This window comes from Pseudomonas sp. 43(2021), from assembly GCF_017490805.1.
In the GTDB taxonomy this organism is placed as follows: domain Bacteria; phylum Pseudomonadota; class Gammaproteobacteria; order Pseudomonadales; family Pseudomonadaceae; genus Aquipseudomonas.
In genome coordinates this window covers 198,274-223,087 of record NZ_JAFGYJ010000008.1, presented here as the reverse complement: position 1 = coordinate 223,087, position 24,814 = coordinate 198,274, and the positions used below count along the sequence as shown (strand labels likewise).

At 65.7% G+C, this 24,814-nt stretch carries 20 protein-coding genes and 1 pseudogene; 11 read left to right on the top strand and 10 right to left on the bottom strand.

Annotated elements, in window-relative coordinates; genetic code table 11:
- A pseudogene (locus J5M71_RS29245) lies at positions 1-191 on the bottom strand (DUF1853 domain-containing protein); the annotation flags it as partial.
- Between J5M71_RS29245 and J5M71_RS09865 the strand changes: the two are divergent.
- From J5M71_RS09865 to J5M71_RS09815, 11 genes are all read left to right on the top strand, one after another.
- Positions 190-1,080, top strand: coding sequence for an NAD(+) kinase (locus tag J5M71_RS09865; RefSeq protein WP_025338255.1), 891 nt, complete (start codon positions 190-192; stop codon positions 1,078-1,080). The pseudogene J5M71_RS29245 and the gene J5M71_RS09865 overlap by 2 nt on opposite strands.
- Positions 1,080-2,051, top strand: a complete 972-nt coding sequence (locus tag J5M71_RS09860) for a metallophosphoesterase (RefSeq protein ID WP_207831807.1) — start codon at positions 1,080-1,082, stop codon at positions 2,049-2,051. Before J5M71_RS09865 ends, J5M71_RS09860 begins: the two co-directional genes overlap by 1 nt.
- Positions 2,048-2,926 (top strand): rhomboid family intramembrane serine protease, encoded by an 879-nt coding sequence (locus J5M71_RS09855; RefSeq protein WP_207831805.1) that lies wholly within the window; start codon positions 2,048-2,050, stop codon positions 2,924-2,926. Before J5M71_RS09860 ends, J5M71_RS09855 begins: the two co-directional genes overlap by 4 nt.
- A 13-nt stretch (positions 2,927-2,939) precedes the next feature.
- Positions 2,940-3,200, top strand: coding sequence for a DUF1315 family protein (locus J5M71_RS09850; protein ID WP_003260154.1), 261 nt, complete (start codon positions 2,940-2,942; stop codon positions 3,198-3,200).
- Positions 3,197-4,027 (top strand): DUF2797 domain-containing protein, encoded by an 831-nt coding sequence (locus tag J5M71_RS09845; RefSeq protein WP_063913823.1) that lies wholly within the window; start codon positions 3,197-3,199, stop codon positions 4,025-4,027. The genes J5M71_RS09850 and J5M71_RS09845 overlap by 4 nt, the downstream gene beginning before the upstream one ends.
- 12 nt (positions 4,028-4,039) lie before the next feature.
- Entirely contained in the window at positions 4,040-6,697 is a 2,658-nt protein-coding gene (gene pepN, locus J5M71_RS09840; protein ID WP_207831803.1) for an aminopeptidase N, read from the top strand.
- 267 nt (positions 6,698-6,964) lie between these two features.
- Positions 6,965-7,984: a YCF48-related protein gene (locus tag J5M71_RS09835; protein WP_063913825.1), complete on the top strand. Its 1,020-nt coding sequence runs from the start codon at positions 6,965-6,967 to the stop codon at positions 7,982-7,984.
- 20 nt (positions 7,985-8,004) lie between these two features.
- A complete protein-coding gene (locus J5M71_RS09830; protein ID WP_207831823.1) occupies positions 8,005-10,380 on the top strand; it encodes an RND family transporter in 2,376 nt (791 codons plus the stop codon).
- Positions 10,381-10,452: 72 nt separating this feature from the next.
- The gene (locus tag J5M71_RS09825) at positions 10,453-10,743 is read left to right on the top strand and encodes a DUF5629 family protein (RefSeq protein ID WP_063913826.1); all 291 of its coding nucleotides are present in this window, start codon (positions 10,453-10,455) and stop codon (positions 10,741-10,743) included.
- Positions 10,709-11,839: a lactonase family protein gene (locus J5M71_RS09820; protein WP_243434146.1), complete on the top strand. Its 1,131-nt coding sequence runs from the start codon at positions 10,709-10,711 to the stop codon at positions 11,837-11,839. Before J5M71_RS09825 ends, J5M71_RS09820 begins: the two co-directional genes overlap by 35 nt.
- Before the next feature lie 122 nt (positions 11,840-11,961).
- The gene (locus J5M71_RS09815) at positions 11,962-12,141 is read left to right on the top strand and encodes a hypothetical protein (RefSeq protein WP_063913828.1); all 180 of its coding nucleotides are present in this window, start codon (positions 11,962-11,964) and stop codon (positions 12,139-12,141) included.
- A 53-nt stretch (positions 12,142-12,194) separates the two neighbouring features.
- Here J5M71_RS09815 and J5M71_RS09810 read toward each other — a convergent pair whose 3' ends face one another.
- The 9 genes from J5M71_RS09810 to J5M71_RS09770 form a co-directional block, all read right to left on the bottom strand.
- Positions 12,195-12,788 carry a glutathione S-transferase gene (locus J5M71_RS09810; protein WP_207831798.1) on the bottom strand — a complete coding sequence of 198 codons (594 nt, stop codon included), beginning with the start codon at positions 12,786-12,788 and terminating at the stop codon, positions 12,195-12,197.
- Positions 12,785-16,429, bottom strand: a complete 3,645-nt coding sequence (locus tag J5M71_RS09805; protein WP_207831796.1) for an AAA family ATPase — start codon at positions 16,427-16,429, stop codon at positions 12,785-12,787. Before J5M71_RS09805 ends, J5M71_RS09810 begins: the two co-directional genes overlap by 4 nt.
- Positions 16,426-17,664: an exonuclease SbcCD subunit D C-terminal domain-containing protein gene (locus J5M71_RS09800; RefSeq protein ID WP_207831794.1), complete on the bottom strand. Its 1,239-nt coding sequence runs from the start codon at positions 17,662-17,664 to the stop codon at positions 16,426-16,428. Before J5M71_RS09800 ends, J5M71_RS09805 begins: the two co-directional genes overlap by 4 nt.
- Before the next feature lie 304 nt (positions 17,665-17,968).
- Entirely contained in the window at positions 17,969-19,603 is a 1,635-nt protein-coding gene (locus tag J5M71_RS09795; protein WP_087502394.1) for a BatD family protein, read from the bottom strand.
- On the bottom strand, positions 19,600-21,318 hold the full coding sequence (locus tag J5M71_RS09790) for a tetratricopeptide repeat protein (RefSeq protein ID WP_087502393.1): 1,719 nt from the start codon (positions 21,316-21,318) through the stop codon (positions 19,600-19,602). Before J5M71_RS09790 ends, J5M71_RS09795 begins: the two co-directional genes overlap by 4 nt.
- Positions 21,315-22,391 carry a VWA domain-containing protein gene (locus J5M71_RS09785; protein ID WP_207831791.1) on the bottom strand — a complete coding sequence of 359 codons (1,077 nt, stop codon included), beginning with the start codon at positions 22,389-22,391 and terminating at the stop codon, positions 21,315-21,317. Before J5M71_RS09785 ends, J5M71_RS09790 begins: the two co-directional genes overlap by 4 nt.
- Positions 22,384-22,878, bottom strand: coding sequence for a DUF4381 domain-containing protein (locus J5M71_RS09780; RefSeq protein WP_085625249.1), 495 nt, complete (start codon positions 22,876-22,878; stop codon positions 22,384-22,386). The genes J5M71_RS09785 and J5M71_RS09780 overlap by 8 nt, the downstream gene beginning before the upstream one ends.
- Positions 22,879-22,891: 13 nt before the next feature.
- Positions 22,892-23,836 (bottom strand): DUF58 domain-containing protein, encoded by a 945-nt coding sequence (locus tag J5M71_RS09775; RefSeq protein ID WP_207831788.1) that lies wholly within the window; start codon positions 23,834-23,836, stop codon positions 22,892-22,894.
- Positions 23,837-23,840: 4 nt separating this feature from the next.
- Complete coding sequence (locus J5M71_RS09770; RefSeq protein WP_013971644.1) at positions 23,841-24,800, bottom strand: MoxR family ATPase; 960 nt, start codon at positions 24,798-24,800, stop codon at positions 23,841-23,843.
- Positions 24,801-24,814 lie beyond the last annotated feature (14 nt).

Genomic DNA, 24,814 nt, shown 5'->3' with positions numbered 1-24,814 from the left:
GTGCTGAGCAACGGGGGCGACAGCAGGGCCCAGGCCAGGTCGCGCACGTGGGGGCGGCGTAGCTGCCGGGGCAGGTGGTGGAGCAGGGCGAATGGCATCATCCTGCGAGCATAGCCGGTTTGCCGCTACCCGGTGGTTTCGCCCATAATCGCGGCATAGTCACCCGCCGCAGAGCCTCGCAGGAGCCCCATGGAGCAATTTCGCAATATTGGTATCATCGGCCGCCTTGGCAGCTCGCAGGTGCTCGACACCATTCGCCGACTGAAAAAATTCCTCCTCGAGCGCCACCTGCACGTGATCCTCGAGGACACCATCGCCGAAGTATTGCCCGGCCATGGCCTGCAAACCTCCACCCGCAAGCTGCTGGGCGAGGTCTGTGACCTGGTCATCGTGGTCGGCGGCGACGGCAGCCTGCTGGGTGCCGCCCGTGCCCTGGCCCGGCACAACATTCCGGTGCTGGGCATCAACCGTGGCAACCTGGGCTTCCTTACCGACATCCGCCCCGACGAGCTGGAAGAGAAGGTCGCCGAAGTGCTCGACGGCCATTACCTGGTGGAAAACCGCTTCCTGCTGCAGGCCGAGGTACGCCGCCATAACGAAGCCATTGGCCAGGGTGATGCGCTGAACGACGTGGTACTGCACCCGGGCAAGTCCACGCGCATGATCGAGTTCGAGATCTACATCGATGGCCAGTTCGTCTGCAGCCAGAAGGCCGACGGCCTGATCGTCGCCACCCCCACCGGCTCCACCGCCTACGCGCTGTCGGCCGGCGGCCCGATCATGCACCCCAAGCTCGACGCCATCGTCATCGTGCCGATGTACCCACACACCCTGTCGGGCCGGCCAATCGTGGTCGACGGCAACAGCGAGCTGAAGATCGTGGTGTCCAAGGACCTGCAGATCTACCCGCAAGTATCCTGTGACGGCCAGAACCACTTCACCTGCGCCCCCGGCGACACCATCACGGTGAGCAAGAAGCCGCAGAAGCTACGTCTGATCCACCCGCTCGACCACAATTACTACGAGGTCTGCCGCACCAAGCTCGGTTGGGGCAGCCGTTTGGGAAGCAGGGACGACTGATGCTCGATCCGGCGCGAAGTTTCGACATCATCGGTGACGTGCACGGTTGTGCGCTGACCCTTGAACGCCTGCTCGACGCCCTCGGTTACAAGCGTGTGGCCGGCGTGTGGCGCCACCCGCGGCGCCAGGCGCTGTTCCTTGGCGACATCGTCGACCGCGGGCCACGCATCCGCGAGGCGCTGCACATCGTCCACGACATGGTCGAGGCCGGCCAGGCGTTCTGCATCATGGGCAACCACGAATACAACGCCCTGGGTTGGGTCACCCCGGCACTGCCCGGCAGCGGCAAGGCCTTTGTGCGCGAACATACGCCGCGCCACGCCCGGCTGATCGACGAAACCCTGACCCAGTTCGCCAACCACCCCGCTGACTGGCACGACTTCGTCAACTGGTTCTACGAATTGCCACTGTTCGTCGACGCCGGGCGCTTCCGCCTGGTGCATGCCTGCTGGGACCCGCGGCTGATCGAGCCGCTGCGCCAGCAGTACCCCGACGGGTGCATCGACGAGCACTTCATCCAGGCCTCGGCGGTGAGCAGCAGCTTTGCAGCCACCGTGTGCAACCGCCTGCTGCGCGGCACCGACATGCGCCTGCCGGACGGCCTGACCCTGACTGGCGGCGACGGCCTGACCCGCGCCTTCTTCCGCACCAAGTTCTGGGAAGAAGACCCGCAAACCTATGGCGACATCGTGTTCCAGCCCGACGCCCTGCCCGCGGAAGTCGCCAGCACCCCACTCAGCCACAGCCAGAAGAACGCCTTGCTGCGCTATGCCGAAGATGAGCCCATGCTGTTCGTCGGCCACTACTGGCGCAGCGGCCGTCCGGCGCCGATCCGCGCCAACCTGGCCTGCCTGGACTACAGCGCCGTGCTCTACGGCAAGCTGGCCGCCTACCGCCTGGATGATGAAACCCGCATCGACCCGCACAAGTTCGTCTGGGTCGACGTTGACCGCCCACAGGCCAACCAATGAACGTTATCGAAGTGATGCGCCTGCCGCTGTCGGTCGACCTCAGCGGCTTCGTCCAACTGTTGCAGCGCCTGCAGGTGCCGCACCGGGTCAGCGAGGAGGGCGAGGTGCAGGTGCTCTGGGCCCCCGACACCCTGGCTGCAGACGTCCGCGAGCTCTACCAGCGCTACCCCGACGGCAATGCCGACCTGCCAGCCACCGCCGATCCTGTGGGCGCGGGCGTGCCCGCGAAAGGGCCCTCCCTGGCGGAACAGGCCCGCGCTTGCAAAGTCACCACCATAATCCTGCTGTTGTGTTTCATCGTCGCCGGCCTTACGGGCCTGGGCGAAAACTTCACTACCATCAGCTGGTTCACCTTCCTCGACTTCCGCGTCCAGGGCGACTACCTGTACTTCAGCCCGCTGGCGCAAAGCCTGGACGAAGGCCAGTGGTGGCGCCTGGTATCGCCCATGCTGCTGCACTTCGGCGTGCTGCACCTGGCCATGAACAGCCTGTGGTACTGGGAACTGGGCAAACGCATCGAACTGCGCCAGGGCCCGTGGGCGCTGCTTGGCCTGACCCTGCTGTTCAGCCTGGTGTCCAACCTGGCCCAGCACTACAGCAGCGGTCCGAGCCTGTTCGGTGGCCTGTCCGGCGTGCTGTACGGCCTGCTCGGGCATATCTGGCTGTACCAGTGGCGGGCGCCCAACCGTTACTTCGACCTGCCCAAGGGCGTGCTGGTGATGATGCTGATCTGGCTGGTGGTGTGCCTTAGCGGCGTGATCGACACCCTGGGCCTTGGCCAGATCGCCAACGCCGCCCATGTCGGCGGGCTGCTCATCGGATGCCTGACCGGGCTCTTGGGTGGGGCGCTGGCCCGGCGTAAACTGTCGGCTTGAATCAGGAGACACTATGTCCACTTTCGCGCAAATGATCGAAAACATCACCCCGGAAATTTACGAGAGCCTGAAACTGGCCGTGGAAATCGGCAAATGGTCGGATGGCCGCAAGCTCACCGCCGAGCAGAAAGAGCTGTCGCTGCAGGCGGTAATCGCCTGGGAAATGAAAAACCTGCCCGAAGACCAGCGCACCGGCTACATGGGCCCACAGGAATGCGCGTCGAAGTCTGCACCGATTGCCAACATTCTGTTCAAGTCGGACTCGGTACATTGATCGAACTCGCGCGTGGCTCGTTGAGCAAGATGGCGGTAAGCCTGCAGGCGCCAGTGGTGCAGTACAGCTTCCGCCTGGATGACACACAGGTGCCGGTCAACCCGCTGATCGGCCAACGCCTGCGCCTGGAATACCTCGGCGCCATTCACTGCAGCCATTGCGGCAAGCGCACCAAGACCAGCTTCAGCCAGGGTTACTGCTACCCGTGCATGACCCGGCTGGCCCAGTGCGACGTGTGCATCATGGCCCCGGAAAAGTGCCACTACGACGCCGGCACCTGCCGCGAACCGTCGTGGGGCGAACAGTTCTGCATGACCGATCACGTGGTCTACCTGGCCAACTCGTCGGGGATCAAGGTCGGTATCACCCGCGCCACCCAGTTGCCCACCCGCTGGCTTGACCAGGGCGCCAGCCAGGCCCTGCCGATCGTGCGCGTGGCCACCCGCCAGCAGTCCGGCCTGGTCGAAGACTTGCTGCGCAGCCAGGTGCCGGACCGCACCAACTGGCGCACCCTGCTCAAAGGCGACGCCGAGGAACTCGATCTGGTTGCAATTCGTGAACAGGTCTTCGACGCCTGCGCCGATGGCCTGCGCGAACTGCAGGGCCGCTTTGGCCTGCAGGCGATCCAGCCACTGCGCGACGCGGAAGTGGTACAGATGAAATACCCGGTCGAGGCCTACCCGAAAAAGATCGTCAGCTTCAACCTCGACAAGGACCCGGTAGTGGAAGGCACGCTGCTGGGCATCAAGGGCCAGTACCTGATCTTCGACACCGGTGTGATCAATATTCGCAAGTACACGGCCTACCAGCTGGCCGTGCTCCAGTAAAAGGACCTCTACATGCGTACCGAACAACCGCAAGTGATCTACCTCAAGGATTACCAGGCGCCCGAGTACCTGATCGACGAGACGCACCTGACCTTCGAGCTGTTCGAGGACCACACCCTGGTTCACGCACAACTGGTCATGCGCCGCAACCCGGCACGCGGTGCCGGCCTGCCGCCACTGGAACTCGATGGCCAGCAGCTGGAACTGCTGCGTGCCTCGCTGGATGACCAGGAACTGCAGCCGGGTGAGTACCAGCTCGACGCCGACAGCCTGACCGTGCAGCCCAAGGCCGAGCGCTTCACCCTCGACACCAGCGTGAAGATCCACCCCGAGAGCAACACCGCACTGGAAGGCCTGTACAAGTCGGGCAAGATGTTCTGCACCCAGTGCGAGGCCGAAGGCTTCCGCAAGATCACCTACTACCTCGATCGCCCGGACGTGATGAGCACCTTCACCACCACGGTCATCGCCGAGCAGCATCGCTACCCGGTATTGCTGTCGAACGGCAACCCGATCGGCAGCGGGCCGGCCGAAGACGGCCGCCACTGGGCGACCTGGGAAGACCCGTTCATGAAGCCGGCCTACCTGTTCGCCCTGGTGGCCGGTGACCTGTGGTGCGTCGAAGACAGCTTCACCCGCCAGTCCGGCCGTGATGTAACCCTGCGCATCTACGTCGAGCCCGAGAACATCGACAAGTGCGACCACGCCATGGTCAGCCTGAAGAAGTCCATGCGCTGGGACGAAGAAGTCTATGGCCGCGAGTACGACCTGGACATCTTCATGATCGTCGCGGTCAACGACTTCAACATGGGCGCCATGGAAAACAAGGGCCTGAACATCTTCAACTCCAGCTGTGTGCTGGCCCGTGCCGAAACGGCTACCGATGCCGCCCACCAGCGCGTCGAAGGCGTGGTCGCCCACGAGTACTTCCACAACTGGTCGGGCAACCGTGTCACCTGCCGTGACTGGTTCCAGCTGTCGCTGAAAGAAGGCTTCACGGTGTTCCGCGACGCCGAGTTCAGCGCCGACATGAACTCGCGTACGGTCAAGCGCATCGAAGACGTGGCCTACCTGCGTACTCACCAGTTCGCCGAAGACGCTGGCCCCATGGCCCACCCGGTACGCCCGGACAGCTTCATCGAGATCTCCAACTTCTACACCCTGACCGTGTACGAGAAGGGCGCCGAAGTGGTGCGCATGGTTCGTACCCTGCTGGGTGCCGATGGCTTCCGCAAGGGCAGTGACCTGTACTTCGAACGCCACGATGGCCAGGCGGTGACTACCGACGATTTCATCAAGGCCATGGAAGACGCCAACGGCGTCGACTTCACCCAGTTCAAGCGCTGGTACAACCAGGCCGGCACCCCGCGCCTGGAAGTCAGCGAGGCCTATGACGCGGCTGCGAAAACCTACAGCCTGACCTTCCGCCAGAGCTGCCCGCAGACCCCGGACAAGGCTGAAAAACTGCCGTTCGTGATCCCGGTGGAGCTGGGCCTGCTGGACGCCGCAGGCAACGACCTGCCGCTGCAACTGGCCGGTGAAGCGACGGCGCAGGGCACCAGCCGCGTGCTGTCGGTGACCGAAGCCGAGCAGACTTTCACCTTCCAGGGCATCCAGGCCAAGCCGCTGCCGTCGCTGCTGCGTGGCTTCAGCGCACCGGTCAAGCTGAGCTTCCCCTATGACCGCGACCAGCTGATGTTCCTGATGCAGCACGACAGCGACGGCTTCAACCGCTGGGAGGCGGGGCAGCAGCTGTCGGTGCAGGTGCTGCAGGAGCTGATTGGCCAGCATCAGCGTGGCGAAGCGCTCAAGCTCGACCAGCGCCTGATCACTGCCCTGGGCACTGTGCTCGGTAACGAGTCGCTGGACCCGGCCATGGTTGCCGAAATGCTCTCGCTGCCGGGTGAGGCCTACCTCACCGAGATCAGCCAGGTGGCCGACGTGGATGCCATCCACGCCGCCCGCGAGTTCGCTCGTCAGCAGATCGCCGAGCAGTTGTTCGCCGCCCTGTGGGCGCGCTACCAGGCCAACCGCGAAGTGTCGCGCAGCACCGCCTACGTGGCCTCGGCCGAGCACTTCGCCCGCCGCAGCCTGCAGAACATCGCGCTGTCGTACCTGATGCAGAGCGGCAAGCCGCAGGTACTGCAGGCGACCCTGGAGCAGTTCGAGCACTGCGACAACATGACCGAGCGCCTCACTGCGCTGGCCGTGCTGGTCAACTCGCCGTTCGAGGCCGAGCGGGCCAAGGCGCTGGAGGCCTTTGCCGAGCACTTCAAGGACAACCCGCTGGTCATGGACCAGTGGTTCAGCGTGCAGGCGGCCAGCACGCTGCCGGGCGGGCTGGCGCGGGTCAAGGCGCTGATGCAGCACCCGGCGTTCACCCTGAAGAACCCGAACAAGGTCCGTGCGCTGATCGGCGCCTTTGCCGGGCAGAACCTGGTCAACTTCCATGCGGCGGATGGCTCGGGCTACCGCTTCCTGGCGGACCTGGTGATCGAGCTGAATGCGCTGAACCCGCAGATCGCCTCGCGGCAACTGGCACCGCTGACCCGCTGGCGCAAGTATGACGATGCGCGTCAGGCCCTGATGAAGGGCGAGCTGGAGCGGATTCTGGCTTCTGGTGAGCTGTCCAGTGATGTGTATGAGGTTGTGAGCAAGAGCCTGGCTTAAGCCTTCCGTAGCCTGAGCCGACCTCTTCGCGGGTAAACCCGCTCCCACAGGTACTGCACCGCTTTCATGGGCTGTGCAGGACCTGTGGGAGCGGGTTTACCCGCGAAGCTTTTACAGCCGATAACAAAACATAACACCCCGCCCGTTGTATTCCCGCAAACATCCCCGCTACGATCCCCTCAGGCTATTGCAGGCCTCTAGATCAGGCTTTTCGCAGTATCTGCAATGCATTGACCCACCAAATAAGAACACAACAGGGGGACAGTCATGAGGGAACGGAACAGGCGCTTCGCCTGGCCACTGGCAGCCGGCGCGGTGCTGGCGCTGGGGCTTGGCGTGTGGGCTGACAGCGTGCAAGCCGCTGCCGCCGACGAATACTCCACCGAATCGACCAAGGCCAGCCAAAGCCTGCTGATCGATACCGCTCATGCCGGCAAGCGCCTGGTGGTGGTAGGCGATCGCGGTCATATCCTGTTCTCCGATGATCAAGGCAGCACCTGGACCCAGGCCCGGGTGCCTACCCGGCAACTGCTCACCGCGGTGTTCTTCCTCGACGACAAGCGCGGCTGGGCCGTCGGCCATGACGCGCAGATCCTCACCAGCAGTGACGGCGGTGCCACCTGGAGCAAGCAGTTCGAAGACCTTGCCCGTGAAGCGCCCTTGCTCGATATCACCTTCCTCGACGCCCGGCACGGCTTTGCCGTGGGTGCCTACGGCGCCTTGCTGGAAACCACCGACGGTGGCCAGCACTGGCAGGATGTGGCCGAGCGCCTGGACAACCCTGACCAGCTACACCTGAACGGTATCGCCCAGGTGCGCGATGCCGGCCTGTTCATTGTCGGCGAGCAGGGCGGCATGTTCCGCTCCGCCGACAACGGCCAGACCTGGGCCAAGGTCGAGGGCCCCTACGAGGGCTCGCTGTTCGGCGTGATCGGCACTGCCCAGCCACGCACGCTGCTGGCCTACGGCCTGCGCGGCAACCTGTTCCGTTCCACCGACTTTGGTGACAGCTGGCAGCCGATCGAACTCAAGGCTGCACGCGGCACCCTCGAATTCGGCCTGGCAGGCGCTACGCTTGTCGAGGATGGCAGCCTGGTGCTGGTCGGCAATGGCGGCAGCGTGCTGCGCAGTACCGATGATGGCCAGACTTTCAGTGTCTACAACCGCGCCGACCGTATTGCCCTGGCCGGTGTCAGCGGCCTGGCCAATGGCGGCCTGCTGCTGGTAGGGCAGGGTGGCGTGCACCTGGCTGACCCGCAGGGTGCTGACCAGGAGGTGCGTCCATGACCAGCAGGGAGAGCATCACCATGCACCCGCATCACCAGGACAAGGCCACGCTGCTCGAACGCCTGATCTTCAACAACCGCCCCGTGGTCATCGCCCTGTGCGTACTGGTCAGCATCTTCCTGTTCTGGCAGGCCACGCAGATCCGCCCGTCCACCAGCTTCGAGAAGATGATCCCGCTGCAGCACCCGTTCATCGAGCAGATGATGGAGCACCGCAACGACCTGGCCAACCTCGGCAACACCGTGCGCATCTCGGTGGAGGCGGTCAACGGCGACATCTTCGACAAGGACTACATGGAGACCCTGCGGCAGGTCCATGACGAAGTGTTCTACATCCCCGGCGTCGACCGTGCCGGGCTGAAGTCGCTGTGGAGCCCCAGCGTGCGCTGGAGCGAGGTCACCGAAGAAGGCTTCTCTGGTGGCGAGGTGATCCCCAACACCTACAACGGCTCGCAGGACAGCCTCGACACCCTGCGCGACAACGTGCTCAAGTCAGGCCAGGTGGGGCGCCTGGTGGGCAACAACTTCAAGTCCAGCATCGTCGATGTGCCTCTGTTGGAGAGCTACCCCGACCCGCAGGACCCGGGCAAGCAGGTGAAGCTGGACTACCAGCAGTTCTCGCACCAGCTGGAAGAAAAGATCCGCGACAAGTTCCAGGCGCAGAACCCCAACGTGAAGGTTCACATCGTCGGCTTCGCCAAGAAGGTCGGTGACCTGATCGACGGGCTGGTGATGGTGGCGATGTTCTTCGGCGTCGCCCTGGCCATCACCTGGGTGCTGTTGTACTGGTTCACCTGGTGCATCCGCAGCACCATCGCCGTGCTCATCACCACCCTGGTGGCAGTGGTCTGGCAGCTGGGCCTGATGCATGCCGTGGGCTTTGGCCTGGATCCGTACTCGATGCTGGTGCCGTTCCTGATCTTCGCCATCGGCATTTCCCACGGGGTGCAGAAGATCAACGGTATCGCCCTGCAGTCGAGTGATGCCGACAACGCCCTGACCGCCGCGCGGCGCACGTTCCGCCAGCTGTTCCTGCCGGGGATGATCGCCATCCTCGCCGACGCCGTGGGCTTCATCACCCTGCTGATCATCGACATCGGGGTGATCCGTGAACTGGCCATCGGCGCTTCCATCGGTGTGGCGGTGATCGTGTTCACCAACCTTATCCTGCTGCCGGTAGCCATCTCCTACGTCGGCATCAGCAAGAAGGCCGTCGAGCGCAGCAAGCAGGACGCCACCCGCGAGCACCCGTTCTGGCGCCTGCTGTCGAACTTCGCCAGTGCCAAGGTGGCACCGGTGTCGGTGGCACTGGCGCTGGTCGCCTTCGCCGGTGGCCTGTGGTACAGCCAGAACCTGAAGATCGGCGACCTCGACCAGGGCGCGCCGGAGCTGCGCCCCGACTCGCGCTACAACCAGGACAACAACTTCATCATCAGCAACTACTCGACCAGTTCCGACGTGCTGGTGATCATGGTCAAGACCCCGCCGGAAAGCTGTTCGATCCACTCGACTATGGCGCCGATCGACGAGCTGATGTGGACCATGCAGAACACCCCGGGCGTGCAGTCGGCGATTTCCCTGGTGACCGTGTCCAAGCAGGTGATCAAGGGCATGAACGAGGGCAGCCTGAAATGGGAAACCCTGTCGCGCAACCCGGACATCCTCAACAACTCCATCGCCCGCGCCGATGGCCTGTACAACGGTGACTGCTCGCTGGCGCCGGTGCTGGTGTTCCTCAACGACCACAAGGCCGAAACCCTGGAGCGGGTCACCGCCGTGGCCAAGGCGTTTGCCGACAGCCACAACAAGGAAGGCCTGCAGTTCCTGCTGGCGGCGGGCAACGCCGGGATCGAGGCGGCAACCAACGAGGTGATCAAGTCGGCCGAGCTGACCATCCTGATCCTGGTGTACATCTGCGTGGCGGTGATGTGCCTGATTACCTTCCGCTCGTTCGCTGCCACCCTGTGCATCGTCCTGCCGCTGGTGCTGACCTCGGTGCTGGGTAACGCGCTGATGGCCTACATGGGCATCGGGGTCAAGGTGGCGACCTTGCCGGTGGTGGCGCTGGGTGTGGGCATTGGCGTGGACTATGGCATCTACATCTACAGCCGGCTGGAAAGCTTCCTGCGCGCCGGGTTGCCGTTGCAGGAGGCTTATTACGAGACCCTGCGCTCGACCGGCAAGGCGGTACTGTTCACCGGGTTGTGCCTGGCCATTGGCGTGTGCACCTGGATCTTCTCGGCGATCAAGTTCCAGGCGGACATGGGGCTGATGCTGACCTTCATGCTGCTGTGGAACATGTTCGGTGCGCTGTGGCTGCTGCCGGCGCTGGCGCGGTTCCTGATCAAACCGGAGAAGATGGCGGGCAAGGAAGGGGGCTCCATTTTCGCCCATTGATCGCAGGGGGCCGCTGTGCGGCCCATCGCGACACAAGGCTATAATGCCCACTCATTTCAGATTGGTACCCCCATGTCCCCCCTCGCCACCGCCCTGCAGTCCTGCGACATGCTCCTGATCGACGGTCTGCACGCCTTCGACTTCACCTCCGACGAATCCGGCCTCACCATCGAATGCATGGACGGCCGCCAGCTCCGCCGTTGGTCCTTCACCCCCGAGCAGATCGTAGCTGCCATTGCCGTGGGTGACGAGTGGCAACTCGACGATGCCAACGGCGAGCATCGGCTAGTCTGTATGAGTGCCTTTCGCGCCCCGGATGATGACGAAGATGAACCGGATCTGGACGAGCCTGCTGACCGCTAGCCTGATGAGCGTGACTATCAACGCCCACGCTGCGACCTTGCTGGTGGGCAGTTACACCGATGGCGCCAGCCAGGGCATCTACCGCTATCAGTTCGACGAAAAGACCGGCCATATCGACCCTGCGCCGCAGCAAGTGGTGAAGAGTGTCAGCCCTTCGTGGCTGGTGTTGTCGGCCGATCAACGCCAGCTGTTCGCGGTCAATGAAACCCTGAACGGCCATGTCAGCAGTTTCGGCGTCAGTGCAAAAGGCGAGATCAAGCCCCTCAACCAGGTGCCCAGCCAAGGTGACGAGCCGACCCATGCCAGCCTTAGCCGTGACCAGCGTTATCTGTTCGTGGCCAACTACGCGGTCAAGCCCGACCCCGGTGGCAGCCTGGTGGTGGTCCCGGTGGCCAGGGACGGCAAGCTCAAGCCGGTGGTGCAACAGGCACGGCACAAGGCGAGCGGGGTCAACCCCGAGCGCCAGGCCAGCGCCCACGTGCATTCGCTGGTGCTGTCACCGGACGGTCGGCACCTTTATGCCAGCGACCTGGGTGCCGACAAGGTGTTCATCTACCGCTATGATGGCGCCAGCGCCGACCACCCGCTGACGCCGGCGATCCCCGCGTCGGTGGATTTGCCGCCGGGCAGCGGGCCGCGCCACCTGCTGTTCGACGCCAAGGGCCGGTACGCCTATCTGACCCTGGAGATGAACGCCGAAGTGGTGATGTTCGATGTGCAGGACGGCAACCTGGTCGAACGCCAGCGCCTGCCCCTGACCGAGCGCCAGGACGCCGCGGCGAAAGCGGCAGGTGGCTTGCACCTGTCGGCAGACGGGCGCTTCCTGTATGTAAGCAACCGCGGCACGGCCAACGAGGTCGTGGTGTTCAGCGTGGGCAAGCAGGACGGCCAGCTGACGTTCCTGCAGCGCCGTTCGGTGGAGGGGGATCATCCCCGCGAGTTCGCCCTCGACCCAAGTGACAACTTCCTGCTGGTGGCCAACCAGAAGAGCAACCAGATCGTGGTGATACGCCGCGATCCACGCAGCGGCAAGCTGTTGGAGACGGTGCAGACGCTGAAGCAGGATGCACCGTCGGACCTCAAATTCATCGAGTGATATCGATCGGCGTGATAATCGATACTGCCGCAATGAATTTTTGCCTGCGGCTTCGGCGGCGTAAGTTTGACCCAAGGCCCAAACGGGCCAACGTCAAACCACCGCCGTCGAGGTCAGCCCAGATGAACTTCAATCTCTTCCCGGTCATTGCCGCATCCGCCATTTCCGCTTCGGTGGTATTGCCGACGCATGCCCACGCCGACAGCAGCGGCAAGGCGTCCGCAACCCATAGCTACACCGAGCAGTACCTGCGCCAGAGTGCCAACTTCCATGCGGCATTGAGTGGCAAGCACCACCACTGACTCAAGCCTGGCACGGGCCCTGTGGGAGCGGGCCGTGTAGTGCTGATAGTTGTTTACTTGGCCATCACTGCCTTGAACAGGTCCGAAGCCAACCAGCCCTCCAGCCAGCTCCGCACCCGCGGATAAGCCGCCTCGGCGAACCACTGCGGTTCGACCCCGGCAAACTGGCGCATCAGGGGCAGCAACGCGGCATCGGCAATGCTCGGGTGCGTGGCCAGCAAGTAGGGCCTGCCTGCCAGCAGGCCTTCGAGCTCCGCCAGCCAGGCCTCGGCCTGCTGGCGGTAATGCTCGCGGGTATGCGCCGGGTAGCGCTCGGCATACTTGTAAAGGTTTACCTGCGTCTTGAACGTGCTGTCGTTGCGCGCAATCAGTGTTTCAGCCTGCTGCGCCGCCACAGGGTCAGCCTGCAGCCGCCAGTCCTGCGGGTCGTTTTGCGCCAGCGCCCAGCGCATGATGTCCAGGCTTTCTTCGAGTACCTCGGCACCGGTATCCAGTACCGGCACCGTGCCCTTGGGCGACAAGGCCAGCAGTTCTGCCGGCTTGTTCTTCATCGCCACCTCGCGGATTTCCACCTCGCACCCTGCATAGCGCAGGGCCAGGCGCGCGCGCATGGCCCAGGGGCAGCGGCGAAACGAGTAGAGGATCACCCGCACACCTCCACGTCACTCAGGCCGTTGCCTTGGCGGCGCACCTGGATCTGCACCGGGATGCGTTCGTGCATTTCCTGCACGTGGGAAATGACTGCTACCTTGCGCCCTTGGGCCTGCAAGCCGTCGAGGGCATCCATGGCCAGTTGCAGCGACTCGGGGTCGAGGCTGCCGAAGCCTTCGTCGATGAACAGCGATTCGATGCGCAGCGTGCTGGAGGCCATCGAGGCCAGGCCCAGGGCCAGGGCCAGCGACACCAGGAAAGTTTCCCCACCCGACAGCGAGTGCACCGAACGCAGTTCGTCGCCCATCTCGGTGTCCAGCACCAGCAGGCCGAGGGCGCTGCCGCCGCGCTTGAGGCGGTAGCGGCGGGCCAGCTGGCGCAGTTGGGCGTTGGCGTGGTGCAGCAGCAGGTCGAGGTTGTAGCCCTGGGCGATCTTGCGGAACACATCGCCCGAGGCCGAGCCGATCAGGGCGTTCAGGCGAGCCCAGCGTTGCCACTGCTGATGGGCCTGCTCGATTTCCGCCGCCAGCGCCTGGTGCGCCTGTTGGCGACGCTGGTCATCGGCCTGCTGTGCACGCAGTTCGGCGCATTGCTGCTCGTGGCCGGCCAGGCGTTCGCGCAGTTCGGTCAGGGCCTGTTCCAAGGCGTCGGCCGAGGTGTCCACGGTCATTTGCGCGGCATGTTGCTGCAGGCGTTGTTCACGTTCCTGCAGCAGTACGCGGCCCTGTTCGATGGCTTTTTCGGCGCCTTGCAGGCGTTGGCGCAGTTCATTGACCTGCGTGTCATCCATGCCCAGCAGGCGATCCAGGCCAGCGTCGTCCAGTTCCGGGTGTTCACCGCGCCACTGGGCGATCTGGCCCTGCAACTGCTGGCATTCGGCGTCCAGCGCCTGTTGCTGCTGGGTGTTGGCCCTGAGTTCGCTGGCCAGTTGCACGCCTTGAGTGCGCAGGTCCTGCAGGCGCTGGGCAGTGTCGGCATCGAGGGCGCGGGCCTGCTCCAGCGCGGCGTCCATGTGCTGTTGCCAGGCTTCGGCGCTGGCCTGCTCGCCCAGCAGTTCGCTGAGCGAAGCCTGGGCCTGTTGGCGCTGCTCGTCGAGGGCGGCAAGCTTCTGCTGCAACTGCTGCAGGGTCTGCACGCGCGCCTGTTGCTGGTCGCGCAGCTTGTCCAGCTGGGCCTGGCGGGCTTGCTGTTCTTCCTGTTCGTCCTTGCGCTGCTCCAGTTGCTGCAGGCGCTGCGCGATCTGCTGGTCCAGGGCGAGGAAGGCATTGGCCGGGTCGTCGTTCAAGGCCTTGAGGGCCTCTTCGGGCAACACGCCTGCCAGGTCGTCAAGGCTTTGCTGCAATTGCTGCTCGTCGCTGGCCAGGGCCTGATGCTGTTGCTCCAGGTGGCGCTGGGCCTGCTGTTGCGCCTGCTGGGCGGCCTGCAGTTGCTGGTTGAGACGGGCTGCATCTTTTTGCAGGGCGAGCAGGGCGCTCTGGCGTTTCTCGTCCTGGCCGATTTCCTCGTCCAGGCGCCGCAGCTGGCTGTCGAGCCAGGCACTGCGGGCCCTGTCGTCCTGCGGGGCGAGGGCAGGCCACAGGCTGTGTGCCTGCACCTGGGCCACCAGCGGTTGCAGCTGTTCGCTCAGTTGCTGCTGTTGCTGCTGGTAGTCCTTGAGCTGGGCGTTGACCACACCCAGCTGGGTGCGCAGCTCCACCAGCTTGCCGTTGAGGGTTTCGACCTGTTTCTGCGCGGCGTCTTCCTCGGCCTGGTCATGGCGACCCAGGCTTTGCAGCAGCGCTTCAGGCTGGTGGAACGGGTGCTCGGCGCTGCCGCACACCGGGCAGGGTTCGCCGTCGCGCAATTGGCCGCGCAACTCTTCGACGCTGGTGTTACGAGCCAGGCGCTGGCGCTCCAGCAACTGGCGGGTGAGGTTGAGCGCTTGCTCGGCGGCTTCCAGCTCGGCCTTGGCGGCGGTGCCTTCGGTAATCAGCTGCTGGCGTTGCTGCATGGCCTGCTGCTGCCGCTCGCGCACGGCCTCCAGCTGCTGGCGCAGTTCCAGTTCACGGCCATGCAGGCGTGACAGTTCTTCCACGGCGCGCTGCTGCTTGCGGTTGTCCTGCAGCATGCCACCCAGCAAGTCGATCTGTTCTGCCAGGGCCTGGGGTTCGGCCTTGGCCTCGCGGAACAGCAACTCGAAGGCATCGCGCTCGGCCTGCAAGTGCGCATTGGCCTGGCTGGCCTGGGCCTGCAGGCCGGGCAGTTCTTCACGACCCTTGGCCAGGCGGCCACCGATCAGCATCACCTGCTTCAGTTGTGGCAGGTAGGCGTGCCAGGCATTGGCCAGGCCCGCCAGGTGCTGGCTGTCGGCGAGCGCGGTGTCGATCTGCGCCAGTTGCTGCAGGCTGCGCTGCTGGTTGTCTTCCAGCTGCTGCAGGTGCTGCTGGCCTTCTGCGACCTGTTGCTCGGCCTGTTGGCTGGTGCTGCGCTGCGCTGCCAGCTCCTGGTCCAGGCGGGCCAGGTTGTCCTGGGCGGCAAAGGCCTGGCGCAGACGAGGGGCGTTATCGCTGTGGCGGGCCTGGCTATCGGCAAGCGCCTGACGCGCGGCGTCCAGCGCCTGTTCGAGTTCGCTGGTGCGCACCTGCAGTTCGGCTTGCTGCTGCTGTTGCTCGGCGATCTTCGCTGCCACCGGTGCCAGTTGCGCGGTCAGTGTCTGTTGGCGGTGGAACTGGTGACGCTGCGGGGCCAGGCGCTCCAGGCGCACGAGGTCCAGTCGCTGGTCAGCCAGTTGTTGCCAGTCCTGTTCGGCGGCCTGCAGCGCGGTGCCGGCTTCGGCGTGCTGGGCCTGCAACTGGCGCTGCTCGTTCAGCCAGTTGCGTTGCTGTTCCAGCTGACGCTCGCCGGCCTGGTCGGCCTTGAACTGCTGTTGCGCCTGCTCCAGACGCTGGTCGAGCTCGGCGCGGGCTTCGGTGGCCATCGGTAGCAGGTGGCTGGCACGGTCCTTCAGGGCATTGTGGGCCTCGCCGGCTTCGCGGGCCTTACTGAAGGCGCGCTGGCCCAGGCGGGTATAGATGGCAGTATTGGTGAGCTTTTCCAGCAGCTCGCTGCGCTCTTTGTCATCGGCCTTGAGGAAGGCGCCAAACTCGCTCTGTGCCAGCATCACCGCGCGGGTGAACTGTTCGAAATTCAGGCCCAGGCGAGCTTCGACCAGCTGCTTGTATTCGTTCTTGCCGCTGCCCAGCACCTGCTCGCTGTCCAGGTCGTAGAGGCTCTGGCGGCTGTGCTGCAGCTTGCCGTTGGCCTTGTCGCGGGCGCGGTTGGCTTCCCAGCGGGCACGGTAGCGGCGGCCATCGATGCCGACGAAATCGACTTCGGCAAAGCCGCTGCCGGTGCCGCGGCGCAGCAGGTTGCGCGGGTCGGAGGTGGGGATTTCACCGTCGGCGTCCGGCACCTTGGCTTCGCGGCCAATGTCGTTCAGGCGTGGCACGGTGCCGAACAGCGCCAGGCACAGGGCATCGAGCAGGGTACTCTTGCCGGCACCGGTGGGCCCGGTGATGGCGAACAGGCCGGCGCTGGCCAGCGGCTCGGCGGTGAAGTCGATGTCGACCGGGCCGGCCAGGGATGCCAGGTTCTTCAGGCGGATGGCGAGAATCTTCATGGCTGTTCCTCTTCCTGCTGCACGTCCTGCAACAGCAGGGCGAAGTCGGCCAGCGCCTGTTCGTCGGCGGGGTTGCCATAGGCCTGCTCCCAGGCGCGGCTGAACAGGTCTTGCGGGGTCATCTGGGCCAGTTCGACAAAGGCCAGGTCATCGTCTTCGGCGTTGTTGCGGCCGGCGTATTCGGCGCTGATGCGGATCAGGCGCACGGCCTTGCCTTGCAGTGCGGTTTCGATCTGCTGGCGCAGGTCGGGTTGCGGCTCGTCCAGTATCACCCGCACCTCCAGCCAGGGCTGGCGATTGGGGTCTTCGAGCAGGTCGACCACTGGCAGATCGGCCAGCTGTTCCAGCAGTTCGCCCAGTGGTGCCGGGCCGACCCGTTGCAGGGCTACGGCGCGCGGTACCGGGCGCGGTTCGACGCTGACCAGGCCGGTGCTGTCCAGCTCCACTTCCAGCACCTGGTGCGGGTAGTTGATTTCGGCGAACGACAGCGGGATCGGCGAGCCGCTGTAGCGGATGCGTTCTTCGCGGTTGACCTTCTGCGGCTTGTGCAGGTGGCCCAGGGCGACGTAGCTGATGGCCTTGTCGAACAGCTTGGCCGGCAGCGCCTCGGCGTTGCCGATGATCAGGCTGCGCTCGGAGTCCTCCGACACCGCGCCACCGGCCATGTGCGCGTGGCTGATGGCGATCAGCGCCTGGTCCTTCTTGCGCTTCTTTTGCGCGGCGGCGATCAGTTGCTGGTGCACCTGGGTGATGCCTTGCAGGTAGTCGTCACCCAGTTGCGGGCCGGTCACCTCGGCCGGGCGCAGGAAGGGCAGGGCCAGGCACCAGGCGGCGACCTTGCCGCGGCCGTTGGTCAGCGGAATCAGCAGGCGCTCGGCGTCCAGCTGGCCCTCGTCCAGCCAGTGCACACGGCCCAGGGCATGGGTGCGCAGGCGGCGCATGAGCGCCGCGGGCAGCTCGATGCGCGAGCCGGAGTCGTGGTTGCCGGCGATCATCACGATGTCCAGCTTCGGCTGTTGCTCGTGGGCCTGGACGATGAAGTCGTAGAGACGTTCCTGGGCTTTGACCGGCGGGTTGACCGTGTCGAAGATATCGCCGGCGATCAGCAGCGCATCCGGCTGGCGCAGGCGCAGCTGGCCGAGCAACCAGTCGAGGAAGCAGGCGTGTTCGAAGTCGCGTTCCTGGCCGTGCAGGCTTTGGCCCAGGTGCCAGTCGGAGGTATGAAACAGACGCATGGATGACCTGTGGGTGTCGAGTCGAGCAAGCGGGGGCTTGGCTTGGGTGATGGGTGTTGCGCAAGGGCGGTATGGTAACCCAAGCATGGGGCCGCTGTGCGGCACATAGCCGCCCAGTTCATGACTGGGGGTTGAGGTGGTGCATAGTGCATGCCTTGATTCTTTCTACGCCAGTGAGATGTCATGACAAGAACAGGCTTGCCAAAAACCATAGAATCTCCTTCAGGTATCTCACCGCCCTTGAAAGCAGTGGTGTTTCTGTGGGAGCGGGCATGCCCGCGAAGAGGCCCGCACAGGCAACCACTTACTTGGGATAGAGCGGCGGCAGGCTGCCGTTCTCGCCCGCTGGCAACAACACCTGCTCAGCCGGCGGAATCGTACCGATCGCCCGCCACAAGTCCTCACCCTGCCAATACTGCCCGCTCTCGCTATACAGCGCCCCGTTCAACCCATCCAGTGCATCCGACAACGGCACGAACCGCGCGGCCATCTCGGCCAGGGTTTCCGGCTGCTGGCGGGCCCAGGCGTCCAGCGCCTGGCGAGTTGCCTGTGGGTCGTTGGCCTGGCACGCGCGCTTGAGATCATCCAGCAAGGTACGCGGGCTCGGCCCGGCCTGCGCGGCGCGCAGCACCGCTGGCTGCGAGCGGGCGCGCCACCACAGGGCAAAGCCCAGCACGGTGGTGAGGGCGAACACCAGGGTGGCCAGCTGCCAGGGCCACAGCAAGCTGCTGGCACTGCTGTTGTCGCCAACCGGGGTGTCGGCGCTCAGCGCCGGGTTGTCCTGCACATTCAGCGTGCGCGCCGGCAGGCTGCTGTGCTCCAGGTGGTCTTCGCGGGTGTTCCACCAGGCCACTTCCAGCGCCGGCAGGGCCAGCGTACCGCTGTGGGTCGGCACCAGGGCTTCGCGCTCTTCGCGGTTGGCGGTCATGCCGCGGTCGCTGATTTCGTTGCGCAGCAATGGCTGGTCGGGGTACCGGCGCAGGCCGGTGATTTCGGTGGCTGGCAGCGGTGGCAGCTGGGTGCTGGACAAGCCTTCGGCACGCAAGGTGATGTTGCGGGTCAGCGAGTCGCCAATCTGCACCTGCTGGTTGCCAGGGTCGGGGTTCCAGTGCTCTTCCAGGGTCAGGCTGCGGGCCGGTAGCCACGGCACGCCAGCCGGCCAGGCCGCCGGAATCGGCCGTACGGCCAGGCGTAACGGCAGCGAGCTGACCTGCACCTGGTGGCCGGCCCGGGCCGTGCCGTTGGTTTGTGGGGCTTCGTCCGGGCTGGCGGCGGCGGTAGCGGTGAAGGTCAGCGGCGGGATGTCGAGGGTGCCGCTTTGCTGGGGATACACGGCATAGCGGGTTTCGATCACGCCGTGACGGACGCCGTTGATTTCCTTTTCATAGGTGCGCGATTCACCCAGCGGTTCGACTTTGGCGTTCTCCAGTTGCAGCGGGCTGAGGCTGCTGTCGTCGTACAGTGCCACCGAATGGTAGATGCGCAGGGTGAGTACGGCCTGGGCCTGGACGTAGACCTCGTTGCTGTCGAGCGTGGCTTCGATGAACACCTGCGAGGCGCTGTCCTGGCGGCTGGCGTCGGCCTGCAGCACTTGCAGTTCGATGGCCTGGCTGTGCGACTGGCCCAGTTGCAACTCGGGGATACGCAGGCTGCCACTGCGCCGTGGCAGCAGGGTGATGATCCAGCGGGTGCTGGCGCGGGTTTCGCCGTCGAGGCTGTGCAGGCTGTTCAGCTGGCGCGTGCCGCGCACTTCGAAGTCACCCTCCAGCGCGCGCAGGTCGGGCTTGCCGAACTGGGTGACGTCCTGGCTTTCCAGGGTCAGCTCCAGGCTTTCGCCAGCTTCCAGGCGGGTACGGTCAACGCTGGCCTGCAGCACTGGTTCGGCCTGGGCCAGCACGGCCCAGAGCAGGCTGAGGAGAAAGACGCCGAAGCGACTCATCGTGGGGTTTCCTGATGCAATTGCTGTTCATACCAGAATTTGCGCCGCAGCAGCTCCGCCGGGTTGTCGGGGATCTCCCGCAGCCATTGTTCCAGGGCCTGGCGCTGTTCGGCATCGAGGCTGGTCGATACCGGGCGCTGCGGCGGCTGGATGACGCTGTCATCCGCGCCGGCCTGGTTGCCGGGTGCTACCTGGCTGTTGCTGCTGCCTTCGCCGGGCTGCTCGGCGCTGGGTTGTTCGTCGTTGCCGGGCGTGCCCTGGGCCGGGCTGTTGGCCGAGCTGCTGTTGCCTTCGGTTTCGCTGCCGGGCGTGCCTTGGGCATCGCTGCTGGCCGGTTGCTCCTCGGCCTTGGCCTCGCGCTGTTGCAGCAGTTGCTGCACCAGTGCCTGGTTGTCCAGCGCCGCCTGCAGGTCGGGTTGGCGTTCCAGGGCTTGTTCGTAGGCGTCCAGGGCGGCTTCCAGTTCACCGCTGCGGGCCAGGGCATTGCCTCGATTGTAGTGGGCGGCGGCCGTGTCGCCTTGGGAAAAGGCTTCGGCGGCACCGCTATAGTCGCCCGCCTGGTACAGGGCCATGCCGCGCCATTGCGGGTCCTGGAACTGGCGCGCGGCGCTGGCTGGGCGGTTTTGCTCCAGCAGGCGCTGACCTTGCTGGTCGGGGCGCAGCCACAGGTCATTGAATTCGAAGGCCTGGCTGGGCTGGGGCAGGGCCAGCAGCAGCGGCAGGCAGAACAGCCAGCCGCGTCGGCCGGCACAGGCGGCCAGCAGCAACAGCGGCAGCAGCAGCCAGTAACCCTGGTCAGCCCAGCTGTCCAGTTGCAGGGTCCGGCCGTCGTTGCGCCCGGTGCGCGGGTTGTCGAACAGGCCCAGGCCACGAAGGTCGAGGTCGTCGATACGGGCATGCCGGTAGCGCCCGCCCGTGCCGCTGATGAAGCCCTTGAGGCTGGCGCTGTCCAGGCGCGGCAACAGGATGCCGCCCTGGTCGTCCTTGAGGTACTCGCCGTTGGCCTGGCGCACCGGTGCGCCTTCGCGGCTGCCGATGCCCAGCATCAGCAGGCTCGGGCCCTGGCGGCCGAGGGCCTGGGCGATGCCTTGGCGCTCCGGGGCGCTGAGCGACGAGCCGATCAGCAGCAGGCGGCCCTGGCCCAGGCCGCTCTGGGCCAGCAGGGCCAGGCCTTTTTGCACGGCCAGGTCGGCCCGCTGGCCGGGTTTGGGCATGATCGACGGGTCGATCGCCTCGAGCAGGTTGCGGCTGGTAGCCAGGTCGTCGGACAGCGGCACCAGGGTGTGCGCGGAGCCGGCATAGACCACCAGCGCGGTCTGACTGTCACGACGGTGTTCCAGCAGGTCGAGGATTTTGCGCCGCGCCTGCTCCAGGCGGTTGGGCGGGCTGTCCTCGGCGAGCATCTGTGGGGTCAGTTCGAGGAGGATCACCAGCGGGTCGGCCGGGCGCTGGCGGTTTTCTTCCACGCGCTGCCAACTGGGCCCGAGCAGGGCCAGGATCACCAGCATCCAGGCCAGGCCCAGCGCCACCCACGGCAGTTTGCTGGTGCTGCCGCTGCCACCGCCTAGCAGTACGCCATGGAACGCCGGCGGCAGAATCATCTGCCAGCGCCCGGCGCGCTTGCGCCGGTGCCACAGTTTGTACAGCAGCCAGCCGAGCAGGGGCACGGCCAGCAGCCATAGCGGGCGCAACCATTGGGGCCACAGTTCGATCATCGCCGCCTCCTCAGGCGCAGGCGCTTCAGGCGCTGGCGCCATTCCGGATGCGGTTGCAGGAAGCGCGGCTTGCGCAGCAGGCGCTGCAGCAGGTTGTCGGGCCATTGCACGGCCACCACCAGCAGCACGCTCAGCAGCAGCGCCAGGGCCAGGGGCCAGGCATACAGGGCCTTGGCCGTGCGTGCCTGGGTCGGTTGCTGGGCCACAGGTTCGAGCTGGTCGAGGGTGTCGCCGATGGCGTCCAGTTCGGCGCCGTCATGGGCGCGGAAGTAGGTGCCGTGGGTGATGTCGGCAATTTCCTTGAGCGAGGCTTCGTCCAGGTCCAGGCTCGGGTTCAGGCCGAGCAGGCCAGGAGTGCCACTGGCCTCGGGGTTGGCGCCGATACCTATGGTGTAGATGCGCACGCCTTCCTGAGCGGCCAGGCGGGCGGCGGTCAGCGGGTGGATCTGCCCGCCGTTGTTGGCACCGTCGGTGATCAGCACCAGCACCCGGCTTTGTGCCGGGCGTTGGCGCAGGCGCTTGACCGCCAGGCCAATGGCGTCGCCGATAGCGGTGTTCTTGCCGGCGATGCCGATCTGCGCTTCGTCGAGGAAGGTGCGCACGGTGCGCCGGTCGAAGGTGAGCGGGGCCTGCAGGTAGGCCTGGCTGCCGAACAGGATCAGGCCCACGCGGTCGCCTTCGCGGTCCTGCAGGAAGTCGCCGAGCAGCGCCTTGACCAGGTCGAGGCGGCTGATGTCTTCGTTCTGCCACTGCATGTCGGGGAAGTCCATCGACCCGGACACATCCACCGCCACCAGCAGGTCGCGGCCGCTGGCGGCCACTGGCACCGGGTCGCCCAGCCATTGCGGGCGGGCGGCGGCGCACAGCAGCAACAGCCAGATGACGACAAAGGGCGCCTGCTGGCGCCAGGTCGGCAGGTTGAGGCGCGCGCGGCGCCCGGCCAGGCCTTCCAGCTCGTTGAGGAAGCCCACCTTGAGCACCGGTTCGCCGCTGTCGGCGGCCGGCAGTACCAGGCGTGCCAGCCACGGCAATGGCAACAGGGCGAAGACCCACGGCCAGGCCAGTTCAAACATGCTTGCGGATCCAGGTTTCGACGGCCTGGCTGAGCCCGGCGATGGCCTTGTCATCGAGCTTGCACTCGGGTTTGTAGGCGCCCTCGACCAGCACCATCCAGCGGGTCAGGCCGGCGGCCGGGCAGCGGTTGTCGAGAAACGCCAGCCACTGGCGGCCATTGAGGGTATGGCTGTTGGCGCCCGGGTAGTGGCTGCGGCACAGGCGCTTGAGCAGGGCGTTGATCTGTTGCAGCCAGGCCCCGGCCGGGGCACCGTCGTAGGGGCGTGGCAGGCGGGCCAGTTCGGCCAGCGCTTCCACGCGTACCGGGTCCAAGGGCTGCTCGGCACGCACGATGCGGCGTTTGCCCGGGCGCCAGCGGCGCACCCGCCACAGGCCCCAGGCCAACAGCGGCAGCACGGCCAGCAGCAGCCACCAGCCGGGTGCCGGTGGCCACAGGCCGATTGGTGCTGGGGCAATCAGCGGTTGCAGTTGATCAAGCGGGTTCATTGGCCGCTGCTCTTCATGACGCGCTCCGTGGCCGCTGGGCGTTCAGGTATTCGCGCAATTGCTCGATCATTTCGCTTTGGGTGCTCAGTGGCATCAGCAGCACGCGCAGCTTTTGCGCCATCAGCTCCCAGCGCTCGATGCGTGCTTCGGCCTGCTGGCGGTAGGCCTGGCGCAGGTTGGCGTCCAGGGTGTCGAGCTCCAGCTGCGCGCTGCGCTGGGCGAAGCGCAGCAGGCCGGCGGCGGGCAGGGCGTGGTCGAGCGGGTCGGACACCGGCATCAGCAGCAGGTCGCAATGGCGCGAGAGCATGGCCAGGTGCTGTTCCACCTGGGCGGTGAGCGAGCGCTCATCGCAGATCACGATGGCCAGGCTGCCGGGGCGCAGCACTTCGCGGGCGCGGCGCAGGGCCAGGCCGAGGCTGTCGGCCCCGGGCGTGGCCTCGGTGTGCAGCGCCTGGTTGACCTTGGCCAGGCGGTTGAGCAGTTGCAGCAGGCTCTGCTTGCTGCGCCGGGGCTTGATTTCGTGGTGTTCGTTGTCGCCGAACACCAACCCGCCGATGCGGTCGTTGTGGCCCAGCGCGGCCCAGCCGAACAGCGCCGCAGCCTGGGCGGCCAGCACCGACTTGAACATCAGCCCCGAGCCGAAGAACAGCCGTTGGCTCTGCTCGACGAGGATGAAGATGGGCCGTTCGCGCTCTTCGTGGAAGAGCTTGGTGTGCGGTTCCTGGGTGCGCGCGGTGACCCGCCAGTCGATGTTGCGCACATCGTCGCCGGCCTGGTACACGCGTACCTGGTCGAAGTCCACGCCGCGCCCGCGCAGTTTGGAGTGGTGCAGGCCCACCAGCGGGCTGCGCTGGCCGGGCCGGGAAAACAGCTGGATTTCGCGCACGCGGTGGCGCATGTCGATCAGCTCGGCAAGGCCGATGCGGATGCCGGGTTGGGCCAGCGAGGCGGTGGGCATGGGCTCAGGCAACGGCGACGACGTCGAGGATGCGCTGGACCACGCGGTCCTGGTCGATCCCCGCCGCTTCGGCCTCGAACGAGAGGATGATGCGGTGGCGCAGTACGTCGAACAGCACCGCCTGGATGTCTTCGGGGCTGACGAAATCACGCCCGGCCAGCCAAGCGTGGGCGCGCGCGCAGCGGTCCAGCGAAATGGAGCCACGCGGGCTGGCGCCGTAGGCGATCCAGTCGGCCAGTTCGGCGTCGAACTTGGCCGGGGTGCGGGTGGCCATCACCAGTTGCACCAGGTATTCCTCCACCGCGTCGGCCATGTACAGGCCGAGGATTTCCTTGCGGGCGGCGAAGATGGCCTGCTGGCTGACCCGGCGCTCGGGCTTGGTCTCGCCGCCCAGGGCTTCACCACGGGCCTGCAACAGGATGCGCCGCTCTACCGCAGCGTCGGGGAAGCCGATTTTCACGTGCATCAGGAAGCGGTCGAGCTGGGCTTCGGGCAGCGGGTAGGTGCCTTCCTGCTCGATCGGGTTCTGTGTGGCCATGACCAGGAACAGCGGCGACAGGTCGTAAGTGCTGCGACCCACGCTGACCTGGCGTTCGGCCATGGCTTCGAGTAGCGCGGACTGCACCTTGGCCGGGGCGCGGTTGATTTCGTCGGCCAGCACCAGGTTGTGGAAGATCGGCCCCTGCTGGAACACGAAGCTGCCGGTCTCCGGGCGGTAGATTTCGGTGCCGGTAATGTCGGCCGGGAGCAGGTCGGGGGTGAACTGGATGCGATGGAACTGCGCCTCGATACCTTCGGCGAGCTCTTTGATGGCCTTGGTCTTGGCCAGGCCCGGCGCACCTTCGACCAGCATGTGGCCGTCGGCCAGGAGCACGATCAACAGCCGCTCGACCAGTTTCTCCTGGCCTAGGATCTGGGAAGAAAGAAAGGTGCGCAGCGCGATCAGCGCTTCACGGTGTTCCATCGGTGACGGTTCCT

Bases quoted from the DNA above. Each gene is read 5' to 3' on its own strand.
- J5M71_RS09805 (WP_207831796.1), bottom strand. From the start codon at position 16,429: ATGAAGATTCTCGCCATCCGCCTGAAGAACCTGGCATCCCTGGCCGGC.
- J5M71_RS09860 (WP_207831807.1), top strand. From the start codon at position 1,080: ATGCTCGATCCGGCGCGAAGTTTCGACATCATCGGTGACGTGCACGGT.
- J5M71_RS09815 (WP_063913828.1), top strand. From the start codon at position 11,962: ATGAACTTCAATCTCTTCCCGGTCATTGCCGCATCCGCCATTTCCGCT.
- pepN (WP_207831803.1), top strand. From the start codon at position 4,040: ATGCGTACCGAACAACCGCAAGTGATCTACCTCAAGGATTACCAGGCG.
- J5M71_RS09830 (WP_207831823.1), top strand. From the start codon at position 8,005: ATGCACCCGCATCACCAGGACAAGGCCACGCTGCTCGAACGCCTGATC.
- J5M71_RS09855 (WP_207831805.1), top strand. From the start codon at position 2,048: ATGAACGTTATCGAAGTGATGCGCCTGCCGCTGTCGGTCGACCTCAGC.
- J5M71_RS09850 (WP_003260154.1), top strand. From the start codon at position 2,940: ATGTCCACTTTCGCGCAAATGATCGAAAACATCACCCCGGAAATTTAC.
- J5M71_RS09825 (WP_063913826.1), top strand. From the start codon at position 10,453: ATGTCCCCCCTCGCCACCGCCCTGCAGTCCTGCGACATGCTCCTGATC.
- J5M71_RS09865 (WP_025338255.1), top strand. From the start codon at position 190: ATGGAGCAATTTCGCAATATTGGTATCATCGGCCGCCTTGGCAGCTCG.
- J5M71_RS09790 (WP_087502393.1), bottom strand. From the start codon at position 21,318: ATGATCGAACTGTGGCCCCAATGGTTGCGCCCGCTATGGCTGCTGGCC.
- J5M71_RS09775 (WP_207831788.1), bottom strand. From the start codon at position 23,836: ATGCCCACCGCCTCGCTGGCCCAACCCGGCATCCGCATCGGCCTTGCC.
- J5M71_RS09800 (WP_207831794.1), bottom strand. From the start codon at position 17,664: ATGCGTCTGTTTCATACCTCCGACTGGCACCTGGGCCAAAGCCTGCAC.
- J5M71_RS09780 (WP_085625249.1), bottom strand. From the start codon at position 22,878: ATGAACCCGCTTGATCAACTGCAACCGCTGATTGCCCCAGCACCAATC.
- J5M71_RS09835 (WP_063913825.1), top strand. From the start codon at position 6,965: ATGAGGGAACGGAACAGGCGCTTCGCCTGGCCACTGGCAGCCGGCGCG.
- J5M71_RS09820 (WP_243434146.1), top strand. From the start codon at position 10,709: ATGAACCGGATCTGGACGAGCCTGCTGACCGCTAGCCTGATGAGCGTG.
- J5M71_RS09795 (WP_087502394.1), bottom strand. From the start codon at position 19,603: ATGAGTCGCTTCGGCGTCTTTCTCCTCAGCCTGCTCTGGGCCGTGCTG.
- J5M71_RS09785 (WP_207831791.1), bottom strand. From the start codon at position 22,391: ATGTTTGAACTGGCCTGGCCGTGGGTCTTCGCCCTGTTGCCATTGCCG.
- J5M71_RS09770 (WP_013971644.1), bottom strand. From the start codon at position 24,800: ATGGAACACCGTGAAGCGCTGATCGCGCTGCGCACCTTTCTTTCTTCC.